Raw genomic sequence first — 15,739 nt, forward strand, 5'->3', positions numbered from 1 at the left:
ACCGTCACCCACCGCTATGAAAAACAAAGCGGATACACAACAGAAATCACACTCGAGGCACCAAACAAGGGAAAAGAAAGCAACAAAGAATAGAAGCTGGGCTGGTTGCCCAGCCAACGGGAGAAGTTTAGCGACCAACCCGTCCGATGCAACTCAACTCAACATCGCAGCCACTTCTTCTCACTTAAAGCAATGAGAAGACGGCGAATATAGATGGAAGAGTGTTAAAAAATAATGGATATACTTTGTAAAGAAATATTTAAATCTGTTGATCCTATCACACCAGCTGCTGCTTATATTGGAGGCAAAGTCAGGTTAGCCAAAACCATTGTCAAAATGATCGAGGATATTCCACATAGCATTTATGCGGAGCCTTTTGTTGGTATGGGGGGAATATTCTTTAGACGAAAATTGATTCCCTCTGTTGAAATCATCAATGATTTCTCAGGAGATGTGGTGAATTTTTTTCGGGTGTTACAACGCCATTATCACCCTTTTATGGATCTATTGGAGTTCCAGATCAGTAGCCGTGAGGTGTTTGAACGATTACGTACACAAGATCCAAATAGCCTCACGGATTTGGAACGGGCTTTGCGGTTTTTATATTTGCAGCGTTTAAGTTTTAGCGGGAAGGTAGCCGACCGTACGTTTGGAGCTAAAAAAGACCGTAGTGCACAGTTTAATCCTTTGAAACTTGAAGGCTTATTAAAGCTTATTTACCGTCGTTTAGCGAGTGTTACCATTGAACATTTAGACTGGTCTAATTTTATTATGCATTATGATCGACCAAACACCTTATTTTATCTTGACCCGCCTTATTGGGGTGTTGAGGATTATTATGGAAAGGATTTGTTTAAGCGAGAAGATTATCAGACGATGTCTGCACTTCTTTCGCAATTAAAAGGGAAGTTTCTTTTGTCTCTCAATGATGTGCCAGAAGTTCGAAAAAGTTTCAGTCAATTCCATATAAGAGATGTGAAAACAGTTTATTCGTGTAACTCTTTAAATAACACAATTGCTGGTAAGGAGCTCATCATTACCAATTGTGATTAGGAAAAGAGAAAACGATTCACGAAAGGGGCTTTAAATGATCTTTGAAAGGCCTTTGAAGACCCTTTGAGAACACCTTTAAAACTCTTTGAAAAAAAATAAATTGGTACAAAACCTAGTGGCAAAATATACAAAACCTGCTGGCAAGCTACAACTACACAAGCTACAAAAAAGTTATAGCACCATAAAAGTGCTGTGGCGGAGGGGGTGGGATTCGAACCCACGGTACAGTTTCCTGCACGCCGGTTTTCAAGACCGGTGCCTTAAACCGCTCGGCCACCCCTCCAAACTGGATATGCTTTTTGACAAACTTCTTGCAAAAGGTCAATCATTTTAATACGCTTTCTATAGTGTTTTTGTAAAACTATTTAAGTTTCAATTAAAATAATTCCTCAGAAGTCAATTCTTTGAGTGTGTTACCTAATCGTTTCATTTTTAAATATGATAATTCTTTCTGAGAAAATGAAAGATGAATACGATACTTATCATTTCATTTTCCTGTTTAAAAGATTTTCACAAAGCAATATTTTTATTTTTTAGTTTTAATAATGTTTTTTGTAATGACAAAAAATATAGGATGTGTTCAGTAAAAAATTTTTGATAAATTATATTAAATTATTTGTTGGCATGTATTTTTGAATTATTTCATCTTTTTACATAAGATTTATAAGGATTTTGGCTTTTTAGAAGTTGAGATCCTTTGGACAGTAGGTATGGCAAAAAAACACCCCGAAAAGAAACTCTGATTCGCAATAATTGAGAGGCATGTTGCAAAATCTTATTCCTCAAACTTTTGTACACATCCATAGTAAAAACATATGAAATACTAATACTTAATAGGAATATAAAGTTATATGGTGGGCGATGAGAGACTCGAACTCCCGACATCCTCGGTGTAAACGAGGCGCTCTACCAGCTGAGCTAATCGCCCAATGCAATAATCAGCAACTGAATGGACCCTCTTTAAGGAAAAATCTTTCTAAACGCAAGAATAAAGATGGTATTTAATAATTTTTTTAAAAAATGCATAATCCTTCTTGACATAAACGAATGAACCCCTTACACGACCGCTTGTACCAAAATAAATTTGGTTCAAAAAAGTGCGCGGGTGTAGCTCAGTTGGTTAGAGTGCTGGCCTGTCACGCCGGAGGTCGCGGGTTCGAGCCCCGTCACTCGCGCCATTTTAGGTTTCCTTATGAAATTTCCTTTTTAAAATATCCATGTATTGTGAGTTAAGTGGTGCAGTATTTGGTTTAAGGGGGGATAAATATGTTTTTTCTTCCTTTTTATATGGTTTATAAGAATAGGGCTTGCGTCTTTCTCTGCTCTGCGTTACCTATGCCAAAGAGAAAAGTATCGCTCTATACGCTTTTGAAGCCGTATGAATAGAATTATTAGAGAGCGGTTTTAAGTTTGTCTGTTTGATTTCACAATATTGAGTAATTGTGTTAGATTTAGGCATTTCGTTACGATGGAAGAGGTTATGGCTTATTTATTGAGCTCTTATTTACCGGTCTTGATTTTTATTCTTGTTTCTTCGGTTATTGCTGGGGTTTTGTTGATTATACCCTATATTGTAGCATATCGTTCCCCCGATCCTGAAAAATTATCGGCTTATGAATGTGGGTTTAATTCATTTAGTGATGCGCGCATGAAGTTTGATATTCGTTTTTATTTGGTATCAATTTTATTTATTATTTTTGATCTTGAAGTTGCTTTTCTTTTTCCTTGGGCCGTTTCATTCGAATCAATAGGTATGTTTGGCTTTTGGTCGATGATTGTGTTTTTAGCAATTTTGACTATTGGATTCATATATGAATGGAAAAAAGGAGCTCTTGAATGGAATTAAGATCTAATAATTCAACGATTACAGCTCCAAAGCCAAAAGGAATCATTGATCCCAATACTGGAGAGTTGATAGGATCTGATGATAAGTTTTTTCGTGATATCAATGCTGAATTATCAGATAAGGGGTTTTTAGTTACCTCGGCAGATGCTTTGATTACTTGGGCACGTACCGGTTCTTTAATGTGGATGAGTTTTGGTTTGGCTTGTTGTGCTATCGAAATGATGCAATGCTCAATGCCTCATTATGATAATGAGCGTTTTGGATATGCACCACGGGCTTCACCCCGTCAGTCAGATGTGATGGTGGTGGCAGGTACTCTAACAAATAAAATGGCACCTGCTTTAAGAAAAGTGTACGATCAGATGCCAGAGCCACGTTATGTGATTTCTATGGGCTCATGTGCGAACGGTGGGGGGTATTATCATTATTCCTATTCAGTGGTGCGGGGATGTGATCGTATCGTGCCTGTCGATATTTATGTTCCAGGATGTCCGCCTACAGCAGAGGCATTATTATACGGCATATTATTGTTACAGAAAAAAATTCGCCGTACGGGATCTATAGAGCGATAGAGAGTTTTCTTGTCATGATGGATGAATCATTGGTTGAACTTGCTGCTTATTTGGAAAACAAGTTAGGAAATAAGCTTGAAGAGACCGTTCTTGCTTTTGGTGAATTGACCATTGTGGCGCGTCTTGATGCAATTACCGATGTCTTAATGTTTGTTCGTGATGATTCTCGCTGCCAATTTATTAATCTTACAGACATTAGTGGTGTGGATTATCCTTCTCGCAATAAGCGCTTTGATGTCTCTTACCAATTGTTATCTCCTCGCGAGAATTTACGCTTACGTGTAAAAGTTCGTACAGATGAAAATACTCCTGTTGCTTCAGCTTGTACGGTTTATCCTGGCGCAGAGTGGTATGAACGTGAAACGTATGATATGTATGGGATTTTATTTTCAGGACATCCGGATTTGAGACGAATTTTAACAGATTATGGGTTTGAGGGATATCCTTTACGCAAAGACTTTCCAGTGACAGGATTTGTTGAATGCCGTTATGATAATGAAGCAAAGAGGGTGATTTATGAGCCGGTTGTTTTGCGCCAAGAGATGCGTAATTTTGATTTTCTTTCTCCTTGGGAAGGAGGACAGTATGCTTTGCCACGTGATGGAAAAGCAGATGAAAAAAAATAATATTGGTTTTGATAAGGCATTATATTAGAGTACTGTATTTCTTAAATAATTAAATATTTTTTAGCGTGATAGATTTTTTGATATTTGATATGAAGTTTTTTAAAAAGCAAGGGGTTGATTGTGGCTGAGGTCAATGTTCGAAACTTTAATATCAATTTTGGTCCGCAGCATCCTGCCGCGCATGGGGTTTTGCGCATGGTTCTGGAGCTGGACGGTGAAGTTGTTGAGCGTGTAGATCCACATATTGGGTTGTTGCACCGCGGTACTGAAAAATTAATGGAAACAAAGACGTATCTCCAAGCTGGTCCTTATCTAGATCGTTTGGATTATGTTGCTCCTATGAATCAGGAACATGCTTTTGTTCTTGCTATTGAAAAGTTATTAGATATAAAAGTTCCTAAAAGAGGGCAATTAATACGTGTTTTGTTTTCTGAAATTGGGCGTATTCTTAATCATTTGCTTAATGTAACGACACAGGCAATGGATGTTGGTGCTTTAACACCACCGCTTTGGGGATTTGAGCAACGTGAAAGATTGATGATTTTTTATGAGCGTGCCTGTGGTGCTCGTCTTCATGCAAATTATTTTCGTCCTGGTGGCGTGCATCAAGATTTACCAGAATCTTTAGTTGAGGATATTGGTGATTTTATTGATCCATTTCTTGTTTCTCTCGGAAAACTTGATGCGCTTGTGACCCCAAATCGGATTTTTAAGCAGCGTAATGTGGATATTGGCGTTGTAAGTATTGATGAAGCTTGGGCACGCGGTTTTTCTGGGGTTATGATTCGTGGCGCTGGTGTTCCATGGGATTTGCGTAAAAGTCAGCCTTATGAATGTTACGATGAAATGGAATTCGATATTCCTATAGGTAAAAATAGCGATTGTTATGATCGCTATCTTATTCGTATGGAAGAAATGCGTCAATCAGCGAAAATTATGCGCCAATGTGTGGAACGTTTACTGAGTACTGAAAAAAATGGACCAGTTTCGAGCTTGGATCGCAAAATTGTACCACCGAAACGGAGCGAAATGAAAAGCTCGATGGAAGCACTGATTCATCACTTTAAACTCTATACGGAAGGTTTTCATACACCTCCTGGAGAAGTATATGTTGCTGTGGAAGCTCCGAAGGGTGAGTTTGGTGTTTATCTTGTTTCTGATGGAACCAATAAGCCTTATCGTGTCAAGTTGCGTGCTCCTGGGTTTGCTCATCTCCAAGCTATGGATTTTTTAACCAGAGGTCATATGTTGGCGGATGCTACAGCTATTTTGGGTTCGATTGATATTGTTTTTGGGGAGGTTGATCGCTAATGTCCGTACGCCGTCTTGCAGATGATGTTTATCAGCCTGCTGAGTTTTCTTTTACAAAAGAAAATCAGATATGGGTAAAAAATACTATAAAAAAATATCCTGTCGGGCGTGAGCAATCGGCTGTAATTCCATTATTAATGCGTGCTCAAGAACAAGATGGTTGGGTGACACGTGCTGCGATTGAGCATATTGCTCAGATTCTTTCCATGGCTTATATTCGTGTTCTGGAAGTTGCTACTTTTTATACTCAGTTTCAGCTTAAGCCTGTTGGAACAAAAGCGCATATTCAAGTTTGTGGTACAACGCCTTGTATGTTACGTGGTTCTGATGAATTGATTAAAGTTTGTCAGAAAAAGATTCATCATGAACCTTTTGCGACCAATCAGGATGGAACCTTATCATGGGAAGAGGTGGAGTGTCTTGGTGCTTGTGTTAATGCTCCTATGGTTATGATTTTTAAAGATACTTATGAAGATCTTACGGCTGAACGGCTTGAAGAAATTATTGATGCATTTGAAGCAGGTAAGGGTTCTGAGATAGCGGTTGGTCCGCAAAATAGTCGTAAATCGTCGGAACCGATTAGTGGTTTAACTTCTCTTATTGATGATGAGAAAGCAAAAAAGATCTCTCAAGTCTTCACCAAAAAAGGATAAGGAAAGAATGGGAACATAATTAAGTATTTTTCTTGAAAAAATATTTCATTATTCTACCCATGATGGCAACATTTAACAAAAAGTAAGAAGTCTTGAAAAGATATTTAAAAATTGCATTTGAGGAAAAGCGGAAAATGCTATGGGTAATAGAAAAAAAGGTGGGGTATGCTAGCTGATAAAGATCGTATCTTCACCAATATTTATGGCTTAAAAGACAAATCATTAAAGGCTGCGATGTTGCGTGGGCATTGGAATGGTCTGAAAGAGATGATTGACAAAGGTCGTGATTGGATCATTGACGAAGTGAAGGCATCGGGTTTACGCGGTCGTGGTGGTGCTGGTTTTCCTACTGGAATGAAGTGGTCCTTTATGCCAAAGCAGAATGATGGGCGTCCTCATTATTTGGTTGTCAATGCCGATGAATCTGAACCTGGAACTTGTAAAGACCGTGATATTTTACGTCATGACCCCCATACTTTGATTGAAGGATGTGCAATCGCTACTTTTGCTATGGGAGCCAATGTTGCTTTTATTTATATTCGTGGTGAATATATTCGTGAACGTGAAGCACTTCAAGCTGCCGTTGATGAGTGCTATGATGCGGGTTTACTTGGCAAAAAAACGAAATATGGGCATGCTTGTGATATTGTTATTCATCATGGAGCTGGTGCTTATATTTGTGGTGAAGAAACGGCTCTTCTTGAAAGTCTTGAAGGAAAAAAGGGACAACCTCGGCTTAAGCCACCATTTCCTGCCAATATGGGGGTTTATGGCTGTCCAACAACAGTAAATAATGTAGAGTCTATTGCCGTTGTTCCAACGATTTTGCGACGGGGTGCTTCGTGGTTTTCATCAATCGGACGAGCAAATAATGTTGGAACGAAATTATTTATGGTTTCAGGGCATGTTAATGCACCTTGTACATTTGAAGACGCTCTTGGTATTTCATTCCGTGAATTAATTGAAAAACATACGGGGGGGATTCGTGGTGGATGGAATAATCTTTTAGCAGTTATTCCAGGGGGGGCTTCTTGTCCAGTCGTTCGTGGTGAGGATATGATCGATGCGATCATGGATTTTGATGGGATGAGAGATGTCGGGTCTTCTTTTGGCACAGGGGGAATGATTGTTATGGATAAATCAACCGATATTATCAAGGCAATTTGGCGTATAGCTGCTTTTTTCAAGCACGAGAGTTGTGGTCAGTGTACACCGTGTCGTGAGGGGACGGGGTGGATGATGCGTCTTTTAGGGCGTATGGTTGAGGGAAGAGCGCAAAAACGCGAGATTGATCTTTTGTTTGAAGTGTCTAAACAGGTTGAAGGACACACTATTTGTGCGCTTGGTGATGCTGCAGCATGGCCTGTACAGGGGTTGATACGTAATTTTCGTCCGGAAATCGAGCGTAGAATTGATGAATACACGCGAAATGTAGTCCAAAGCAAAAATATTGCTTTAGAAGCAGTTTAATAAAGGATTTTGTTCTAAGAGCAACCGAATGCAAATTTAAAGTGGGTTATCCGCAGGTTGGATGGGTGATGATAAATATCAAAGTTGATGGCAAAGAGATTGAAGTTCCTGATTACTATACGCTGCTTCAGGCTGCTGAGGCAGCTGGGGCAGAAGTTCCACGTTTTTGTTTTCATGAATCTTTGTCAATTGCTGGAAATTGTCGTATGTGTTTGGTTGAGGTTAAGGGCGGTCCTCCAAAACCTCAGGCTTCTTGTGCTATGGGGGTTCGTGATTTACGATTAGGGCCTAACGGTGAGGCACCTGAGATTTTTACCAATACACCGATGGTAAAAAAAGCACGTGAAGGTGTTATGGAATTTCTTCTCATTAATCATCCTTTGGATTGTCCAGTGTGTGATCAAGGGGGAGAGTGTGATCTTCAAGATCAAGCAATGCTTTATGGACGAGATTGTTCTCGTTATACAGAAAATAAACGTGCCGTAGAAGATAAATATATTGGACCACTTGTCAAAACTGTTATGACACGTTGTATTCATTGTACACGGTGTGTTCGTTTTACAACGGAAGTTGCAGGTGTTTCTGAGCTTGGTTTGATCGGTCGTGGTGAAGATGCTGAAATTACGACGTATCTTGAAAAATCTATGACATCTGAATTACAGGGAAATGTTATTGATCTTTGTCCAGTGGGAGCTTTAACTTCAAAACCTTATGCGTTTCATGCCCGTCCGTGGGAATTGGTCAAAACGGAATCGATTGATGTGATGGATGCACTTGGTAGTGCTATCCGTATTGATAGCCGCGGTCGTGAAGTTATGCGGATTATGCCGCGTACGAATGAAGATGTAAATGAGGAATGGATTTCTGATAAAACGCGTTTTATTTGGGATGGATTACGGACTCAGCGGCTTGATAGACCCTATGTACGTAAAGACGGAAGACTTCAACCTACCAGTTGGACAGAAGCTTTTGCAAAAATTAAAATGGTGATCTCTAAAATTTTGCCAGAAAAAATTGGAGCAATTGCGGGGGATCTTGCTTCTGTTGAAGAAATGTATGCCCTTAAAGCATTGCTGAGCTCGTTGGGTTCAACGCTTTTTGATTGTCGTCAAAGAGGGGTTGCTTTATCGCCTGAGTTTGGGCGTTCGAGTTATATTTTTAATCCTACAATTGCGGGTATTGAACAGGCTGATGCTCTGCTTATTGTGGGATCTAATCCACGTCATGAAGCTGCTGTTTTAAATGCGCGTATTTTAAAGCGTCAACGGATGGGAAATTTTCCTATTGCATTAATTGGAGAAAAAGTCGATTTACGTTATCCTTATTCTTATCTTGGATCTGATAGCGATACATTAACGACACTTATTCGTGGAGAGAATGTTTTTTTTAATGTCTTAAAAGAAGCAAAGAGGCCCCTTATTCTTATTGGAGAGGGAGCAATTTCAGGAAATGAAGGTTTATCTGTTTTAAAAAACCTTGCTAAATTAGCGGATGATATTGGTGCTCTTAGTGAGACATGGAATGGATTTGGGGTTCTTCATAATGCTGCTTCGACTGTTGGAGGACTGGACATAGGCTTTACTTCTAAGCTTGGGGTTGCCAATATACTTAAAACCTGTGAAGTTTTATTTTTACTTGGTGCTGATGAAGTAGAATTAGCCGATACAAAAGCTTTTACAGTTTATATTGGGAGCCATGGTGATAATGGTGCGCATGCTGCTGATGTTATTTTGCCAGCATCTGCTTATACTGAAAAATCAGGGCTTTATGTGAATACAGAAGGGCGTGTTCAAATGACAAATCGGGCTGGTTTTGCTCCAGGGGAAGCAAAAGAAGATTGGGCTATTTTGCGGGCTTTATCAGATATTTTAGGACAAAGGCTTCCTTTTGATTCTCTTTCTCAATTAAGACAATGCTTGTTTAATGATTATCCACATCTTTGTGCCGTTGATGATATACTACCTTCTGATATAAGTGATCTTAAGGCGCTTGGTTCAAAAATGGTTTCTTTAGAGAGTCAAACATTTACTTCTATGGTTAAAGACTTTTATTTGACAAATCCGATAGCACGTGCTTCTGCCGTTATGGCTGAATGTTCGTCTCTTGCAAAAAACCGTGTTATGCAAACTATAGAGTAAGGGCAAAGGAAAAGGAATAATGATGTATGATTTCTTTATGACTTGGCTGTTGCCATTACTTATTATCGTTGGAAAAACACTGCTTCTTTTAGTCGTTCTTTTGATCTTAGTTGCTTATCTTCTTTACGCAGATAGAAAGATTTGGGCTGCGGTACAATTGCGTCGTGGACCAAACGTTGTTGGTCCATGGGGATTGCTACAGTCTTTTGCAGATTTAATTAAATTTGTTGTGAAAGAACCTATTATCCCTGCAGGTGCAAATAAGGGTGTTTTTCTTTTGGCTCCTTTTGTTTCAGCGACACTAGCTTTATCAACTTGGGCTGTTATTCCTGTCAATGAGGGTTGGGAGGTTGCGAAGATTAATGTTGGCTTGCTTTATATTTTAGCCATTTCATCTCTTGAAGTTTATGGTGTTATTATGGGGGGATGGGCATCAAATTCAAAATATCCTTTCTTAGGAGCTCTTCGTTCGGCAGCACAGATGGTTTCTTATGAAGTTTCCATTGGTTTTGTACTTGTGACCGTTATTTTAGTGAGTGGTTCGTTGGATCTTACAACAATTGTTCTTAAACAAAGTCATGGTTTTGGTACAACTCTTGGTCTTCCTTTTAACAGTTTTCTCGATTGGAATTGGTTGGTCCTTTTTCCAATGTTTATTATATTTTTTATTTCTGCGCTTGCAGAGACAAACCGTCCTCCATTCGATTTGGTAGAAGCAGAATCTGAACTTGTTGCTGGTCATATGGTAGAATATTCTTCAACACCTTACATGCTCTTCTTTCTTGGTGAATATGTTGCTATTGTTTTAATGTGCGCATTAACAACCATTTTATTTTTAGGCGGTTGGCTTCCTCCCTTAGATGTTTGGTGGCTTAATTGGGTTCCTGGTATCATTTGGTTTGTTTTAAAAGTCTGTTTTGTATTTTTTTGGTTTGCTATGGTTAAAGCATTTGTTCCACGTTATCGCTACGATCAGCTCATGCGGCTTGGTTGGAAGGTTTTTCTTCCTCTCTCACTAGCAATGGTTGTGATAACTGCTGCTTTTTTAAAGTTTACGGATTTCGTTTAAGAGGAGATTTTACGATGTCAGGTTTCATTCAGGCGGCAAAGTCACTTCTTCTATTGGAATTTGTGAGTGCTTTTTTCTTAGCTATGCGTCAATTTTTTTCACCAAAGCCCACGATTAATTATCCTTATGAAAAAGGTTTTGTATCTCAGCGTTTTCGCGGTGAGCACGCATTGCGTCGCTATCCAAATGGTGAAGAACGGTGTATTGCTTGTAAATTATGTGAAGCGATTTGTCCTGCTCAAGCAATTACAATTGAAGCTGGACCACGGCGCAATGATGGTACACGTAGAACTGTCCGTTATGATATAGACATGGTTAAATGTATTTATTGTGGTTTTTGTCAAGAAGCCTGTCCGGTTGAGGCTATTGTCGAAGGTCCAAATTTTGAGTTTGCGACGGAAACACGTGAAGAACTTTATTATGATAAAGAAAAGCTTTTATTGAATGGAGATCGCTGGGAGCGAGAAATTGCTCGAAATATATTGATGGATGCGCCTTATCGTTAAGTGTATCGTTAAATGAGGTGTCGGATATTTTTCCGATAAATTGTAATCTGGTATGAAGAGTTTATACCAATTGTTTGAATAATTAAGGAGAAGCCTATGCTAACAGATCTAGCGGCGGCATTTTTCTATTTGTTTGCTTTTATTATGCTAACAAGTGCAGTTATTGTTATTACAGCACGCAATCCAGTGCATTCTGTTTTGTTTTTAATCCTCGCATTTTTTAATGCAGCAGCTTTGTTTTTACTTGCAGGAGCAGAGTTTTTGGGGCTTATTCTGCTTGTTGTTTATGTTGGAGCTGTCGCTGTTTTATTTTTATTTGTCGTTATGATGCTTGATGTTGATTTTGCTGAGTTAAAGAGTGGAACTCTTCGGTATGCTCCGATTGGAGCTCTTATTGGCATTATTATCGCTATAGAATTGATTGTTGTTTTTATGAGTAGCTATTTTTCTCCAGTCTTGAGAACGCATGTTGCGCAACCTATGCCAGATTTAGCGCAGCGAACAAATACACAAGCATTAGGTGATATTCTCTATACGGATTATGTTTTCTATTTTCAAATTGCTGGAATGATTTTATTGGTTGCAATGATTGGAGCTATTGTTTTAACACTTCGTCATAAATTAGGAGTAAAGCGGCAATCTATTGCGGAACAAGTTTCTAGAACGGTAGAAAGTGCCATTGAAATCAAACAAGTTGAATCAGGCAAAGGTATTTAAGGGGGGCTATGTAGATGTATATTGATATTACACATTATCTCACTGTTTCTGCTTTGATGTTTACAATCGGTATTGCTGGAATTTTTCTCAACAGAAAAAACGTGATTATTATCTTGATGTCCATTGAGCTTATATTGCTTTCAGTTAATCTCAATTTTGTTGCATTTTCAGCATTTCTTCATGATCTCGTTGGTCAGGTATTCGCTTTATTTGTCTTAACTGTAGCAGCTGCTGAAGCTGCCATTGGTTTAGCAATTCTTGTCGTTTTTTTCCGTAATCGTGGTTCCATTGCGGTTGAAGATGTTAATGTAATGAAAGGCTAACCAGTGATGTATTATACGATTGTATTTCTTCCTCTTTTGGGTTTTCTCATTGCTGCATTAGGTGGAAAAACGATAGGAGATCGTGCGAGTGAATTGATAACATGTAGCTTTATGGTGATTGTTGCCATATTGTCGTGGGTAGCCTTTTTCAGAATTGCACTTGGTGATACTCCAGCGATTGATATATTGGTATTACATTGGATAACTGTTGGTGACTTAAGCTTTAACTGGGCTTTACATGTTGATACATTAACAGCTGTCATGCTTATTGTTGTAAACAGTGTTTCGGCATTGGTGCATATTTATTCAATTGGTTATATGCACCATGATCCTTCAAGGTCCCGTTTTTTTTCTTATCTTTCTTTGTTTACATTTATGATGCTTATGTTGGTGACCTCCAATAATTTGATCCAAATGTTTTTTGGATGGGAAGGTGTAGGACTTGCTTCTTATCTCTTAATTGGTTTTTGGTTTCAGCGCGATTCTGCTAATAAGGCTGCAATGAAAGCTTTTGTGGTCAATCGTGTTGGAGATTTTGGTTTTCTCTTAGGAATCTTTAGTATTTTTGTTTTGTTCCAATCGGTTGATTTTGCCTCTATTTTTGCAAAAGCTGCAAACAATAGCTTTATAAAAAATATGACATTTTTAGGTTGGCAGTTTGATGGGCAGACGGCAATTACCATTACATGTCTGTTATTATTTATTGGTGCAATGGGAAAATCTGCACAATTTCTTTTACATACTTGGCTGCCTGATGCAATGGAAGGGCCAACCCCTGTATCAGCGCTTATTCATGCTGCCACAATGGTAACGGCTGGTGTTTTTATGGTTGCGCGTATGTCGCCAATTTTTGAACTTTCTTCGTTAGCTTTGACCGTGATTATTATTGTTGGAGCAACAACGGCGTTTTTTGCTGCAACTGTGGGGTTGGTGCAGAATGATATTAAGCGCGTTATTGCTTATTCTACATGCTCTCAACTTGGTTATATGTTTGTTGCATTAGGCGTTGGAGCTTATGGCGCTGCTGTCTTTCATCTTTTTACGCATGCTTTTTTTAAAGCCTTATTGTTTCTTGGTGCGGGCTCTGTCATTCATGCTGTATCTGATGAACAAGATATGCGAAAAATGGGCGGGTTACGCAAACATATAAAAGTCACCTATTGGATGATGATGGTAGGAACGATTGCATTAACCGGTGTTGGAATTCCAGGAACATTTTTCGGGACGGCTGGTTTTTTCTCAAAAGACGCGATTATAGAGTCTGCTTTTGCATCCCATAATATTGCTTCAGGGTATGCTTTTTATCTTCTGGTTTTTGCAGCCTTATTAACAAGCTTTTATTCATGGCGACTTATCTTTATGACATTTCATGGTAAGCCGCGGGCAACTGTTGATGTTATGCATCATGTACACGAATCGCCTCCAGTGATGTTAATTCCTCTCTTTATTTTATCTATTGGAGCAATGTTTGCTGGTGTTATTTTCCAACCTTATTTTTTTGGTGATTTATACGATATTTTTTGGAAGGGAGCATTGTTTACAAGCAGCCATAATCATATTCTTCATGATGCCCACCATGTTTTTAATTGGGTAAAATGGTCGCCTTTTATAGCAATGGTTCTTGGATTTATGTTGGCCTATTTATTCTATATTGTGGCTCCTTCTCTTCCTAAGAAAATGGCGCGTATTATGCCAGGAGTGTATCACTTTCTTTACCAAAAATGGTATTTCGATCAATTATATAACTTTTTATTTGTTCGTCCTACCTTTAGAATTGGTTCTTTTCTTTGGAAAGTAGGAGACGGTAAAATTATTGATGGTCTAGGTCCGAATGGTATTGCAGCACGTGTTGTTGATATTACAAATAGAGTTGTTCGAATACAGACAGGCTATCTTTATCACTATGCATTTGCGATGCTTATAGGTGTTGCATTGCTCATTACATGGATGATGATTGGGGGCGTAAACCAATGATCGATTGGCCTATTCTTTCTACGGTTACATTTTTGCCGCTTGTTGGTGTGCTTCTGATTTTATTTATCAAAGATGATAGTGAAGCAGCGCGCAATAATATACGTAATGTTGCATTTTTTACGACTATATTTGTTTTTATTATTTCTTTAATTATTTGGATAGGATTTGATTCTGCCAACCCAAATTTTCAAATGGTTGAAAAGTTCAATTGGTTAGGGAATGGTATTAGCTATCATATGGGGGTTGATGGCATTTCTATTCTTTTTGTTGTTCTCTCGGCTTTTCTTTTGCCTTTTTGTATTTTAGCAAGTTGGGTGAATGTTAAAGAGAGATTAAAAGCCTATATGATTGCTTTTCTGCTTCTTGAAGTTGCGATTATTGGAGTCTTTTGTGCTCTTGACGCAATATTATTTTATGTTTTTTTTGAAGGCAGCCTTATTCCAATGTTTATCATTATCGGTGTGTGGGGTGGAGCACGTCGTGTTTATGCAAGTATTAAGTTTTTCTTATACACTTTACTTGGTTCAGTGCTTATGTTGGTTGCTCTTATGGCTATGTACTGGGAGGCTGGAACACTTGATATACCGACTTTACTAAATTATCAGTTTCCTGCTCATATGCAAATATGGTTATGGCTTGCATTTTTTGCTTCTTTTGCTGTTAAAATGCCGATGTGGCCAGTTCATACATGGCTTCCTGATGCTCACGTAGAAGCACCGACAGCGGGTTCTGTTATTTTAGCGGGTGTCTTACTCAAATTAGGTGGGTATGGTTTTCTTCGTTTTTCTTTACCAATGTTTCCTATAGCTTCAGCAGATTTTGCACCTTTGGTTTTCACATTATCGCTTATTGCTATTATTTATACGTCGTTGGTTGCACTTGTTCAAAGTGACATCAAAAAACTTATTGCTTATTCTTCAATAGCGCATATGGGGTATGTGACAATGGGCATTTTTGCTGCGAATGAGCAAGGGATACAAGGGGCTATTTATCAGATGCTCTCACATGGAATTGTTTCAGCAGCTTTATTTCTTTGTGTTGGGGTTATCTATGATCGTTTGCATACACGTGAAATTGCAGCTTTTGGTGGTTTAGTGAATAACATGCCCAAATATGCTGTTGTTTTTTTGATCTTCACTATGGCGAATGTTGGTTTACCCGGGAGTTCAGGGTTTTTGGGTGAATTTTTAACCTTAATAGGTGTTTTTCAAGTAAATAAATTGGTTGTTGTTTTAGCAACAACGGGTGTTATTTTATCGGCAGCCTATGCCCTTTATCTTTATCGGCGTGTGGTTTTTGGTTCCTTGGATAAAGAGAATTTAAAAGTATTAATAGATCTTTCTTTAAGAGAAAAATTCCTCCTTTATCCAATGGTTATTCTTACAATATTCTTTGGTATCTATCCAACGCCTATTCTTAAGGCAATGGCGTTTTCCGTAGAAACCCTCATCCATAAACTGCACTAGATAAGGGAAGAATGC

Annotated in this window: 13 protein-coding genes, 3 tRNA genes and 2 pseudogenes; 16 read left to right on the forward strand and 2 right to left on the reverse strand. The window is 38.6% G+C overall.

The features are described 5' to 3' along the window. Both ACFIKI_RS02455 and ACFIKI_RS02460 read left to right on the forward strand, forming a co-directional pair. Positions 1-93, forward strand: a pseudogene (locus tag ACFIKI_RS02455) (late control protein); the annotation flags it as partial. Positions 94-234: 141 nt separating this feature from the next. Next, positions 235-1,053 carry a DNA adenine methylase gene (locus tag ACFIKI_RS02460; protein ID WP_375665538.1) on the forward strand — a complete coding sequence of 273 codons (819 nt, stop codon included), beginning with the start codon at positions 235-237 and terminating at the stop codon, positions 1,051-1,053. Positions 1,054-1,246: 193 nt separating this feature from the next. On the opposite strand, the gene ACFIKI_RS02465 is transcribed toward ACFIKI_RS02460, so the two are convergent. Next, positions 1,247-1,336: transfer RNA gene (locus tag ACFIKI_RS02465), tRNA-Ser, on the reverse strand. A 569-nt stretch (positions 1,337-1,905) separates the two neighbouring features. Beyond that, a tRNA-Val gene (locus tag ACFIKI_RS02470) sits at positions 1,906-1,981 on the reverse strand. Positions 1,982-2,154: 173 nt separating this feature from the next. Here ACFIKI_RS02470 and ACFIKI_RS02475 point away from each other — a divergent pair. From ACFIKI_RS02475 to ACFIKI_RS02540, 14 genes and pseudogenes are all read left to right on the forward strand, one after another. Continuing rightward, positions 2,155-2,231 (forward strand) — tRNA-Asp (locus tag ACFIKI_RS02475). A gap of 302 nt (positions 2,232-2,533) precedes the next feature. Further along, on the forward strand, positions 2,534-2,899 hold the full coding sequence (locus ACFIKI_RS02480) for an NADH-quinone oxidoreductase subunit A (protein ID WP_375665539.1): 366 nt from the start codon (positions 2,534-2,536) through the stop codon (positions 2,897-2,899). Continuing rightward, a complete protein-coding gene (locus ACFIKI_RS02485; protein WP_039758600.1) occupies positions 2,890-3,471 on the forward strand; it encodes an NADH-quinone oxidoreductase subunit B family protein in 582 nt (193 codons plus the stop codon). The genes ACFIKI_RS02480 and ACFIKI_RS02485 overlap by 10 nt, the downstream gene beginning before the upstream one ends. Before the next feature lie 17 nt (positions 3,472-3,488). Further along, positions 3,489-4,097 (forward strand): NADH-quinone oxidoreductase subunit C, encoded by a 609-nt coding sequence (locus tag ACFIKI_RS02490; protein ID WP_375665673.1) that lies wholly within the window; start codon positions 3,489-3,491, stop codon positions 4,095-4,097. Positions 4,098-4,217: 120 nt separating this feature from the next. Further along, a complete protein-coding gene (locus ACFIKI_RS02495) occupies positions 4,218-5,408 on the forward strand; it encodes an NADH-quinone oxidoreductase subunit D (protein ID WP_375646055.1) in 1,191 nt (396 codons plus the stop codon). Then, positions 5,408-6,080 (forward strand): annotated as a pseudogene (gene nuoE / locus ACFIKI_RS02500) (NADH-quinone oxidoreductase subunit NuoE). The gene ACFIKI_RS02495 and the pseudogene nuoE overlap by 1 nt, the downstream one beginning before the upstream one ends. 146 nt (positions 6,081-6,226) lie before the next feature. Then, positions 6,227-7,531, forward strand: coding sequence for an NADH-quinone oxidoreductase subunit NuoF (gene nuoF / locus ACFIKI_RS02505; RefSeq protein WP_375623280.1), 1,305 nt, complete (start codon positions 6,227-6,229; stop codon positions 7,529-7,531). Between the two features lie 68 nt (positions 7,532-7,599). Beyond that, the gene (nuoG, locus tag ACFIKI_RS02510; protein ID WP_375665540.1) at positions 7,600-9,669 is read left to right on the forward strand and encodes an NADH-quinone oxidoreductase subunit NuoG; all 2,070 of its coding nucleotides are present in this window, start codon (positions 7,600-7,602) and stop codon (positions 9,667-9,669) included. A gap of 22 nt (positions 9,670-9,691) precedes the next feature. After that, positions 9,692-10,738: an NADH-quinone oxidoreductase subunit NuoH gene (nuoH, locus tag ACFIKI_RS02515; RefSeq protein ID WP_375665674.1), complete on the forward strand. Its 1,047-nt coding sequence runs from the start codon at positions 9,692-9,694 to the stop codon at positions 10,736-10,738. Positions 10,739-10,752: 14 nt separating this feature from the next. Continuing rightward, complete coding sequence (gene nuoI, locus ACFIKI_RS02520) at positions 10,753-11,244, forward strand: NADH-quinone oxidoreductase subunit NuoI (RefSeq protein ID WP_273723184.1); 492 nt, start codon at positions 10,753-10,755, stop codon at positions 11,242-11,244. Positions 11,245-11,340: 96 nt separating this feature from the next. Beyond that, positions 11,341-11,961: an NADH-quinone oxidoreductase subunit J gene (locus tag ACFIKI_RS02525; RefSeq protein WP_375665541.1), complete on the forward strand. Its 621-nt coding sequence runs from the start codon at positions 11,341-11,343 to the stop codon at positions 11,959-11,961. Positions 11,962-11,975: 14 nt separating this feature from the next. Beyond that, positions 11,976-12,284: an NADH-quinone oxidoreductase subunit NuoK gene (gene nuoK, locus ACFIKI_RS02530; protein ID WP_273791275.1), complete on the forward strand. Its 309-nt coding sequence runs from the start codon at positions 11,976-11,978 to the stop codon at positions 12,282-12,284. Between the two features lie 6 nt (positions 12,285-12,290). Then, positions 12,291-14,258 carry an NADH-quinone oxidoreductase subunit L gene (gene nuoL / locus ACFIKI_RS02535; RefSeq protein ID WP_375665675.1) on the forward strand — a complete coding sequence of 656 codons (1,968 nt, stop codon included), beginning with the start codon at positions 12,291-12,293 and terminating at the stop codon, positions 14,256-14,258. Continuing rightward, positions 14,255-15,724, forward strand: coding sequence for an NADH-quinone oxidoreductase subunit M (locus ACFIKI_RS02540; protein ID WP_375665676.1), 1,470 nt, complete (start codon positions 14,255-14,257; stop codon positions 15,722-15,724). The genes nuoL and ACFIKI_RS02540 overlap by 4 nt, the downstream gene beginning before the upstream one ends. The last annotated feature ends 15 nt before the right edge of the window (positions 15,725-15,739 follow it).

Source organism: Bartonella sp. TT121SHDZB, from assembly GCF_042193415.1.
In the GTDB taxonomy this organism is placed as follows: domain Bacteria; phylum Pseudomonadota; class Alphaproteobacteria; order Rhizobiales; family Rhizobiaceae; genus Bartonella.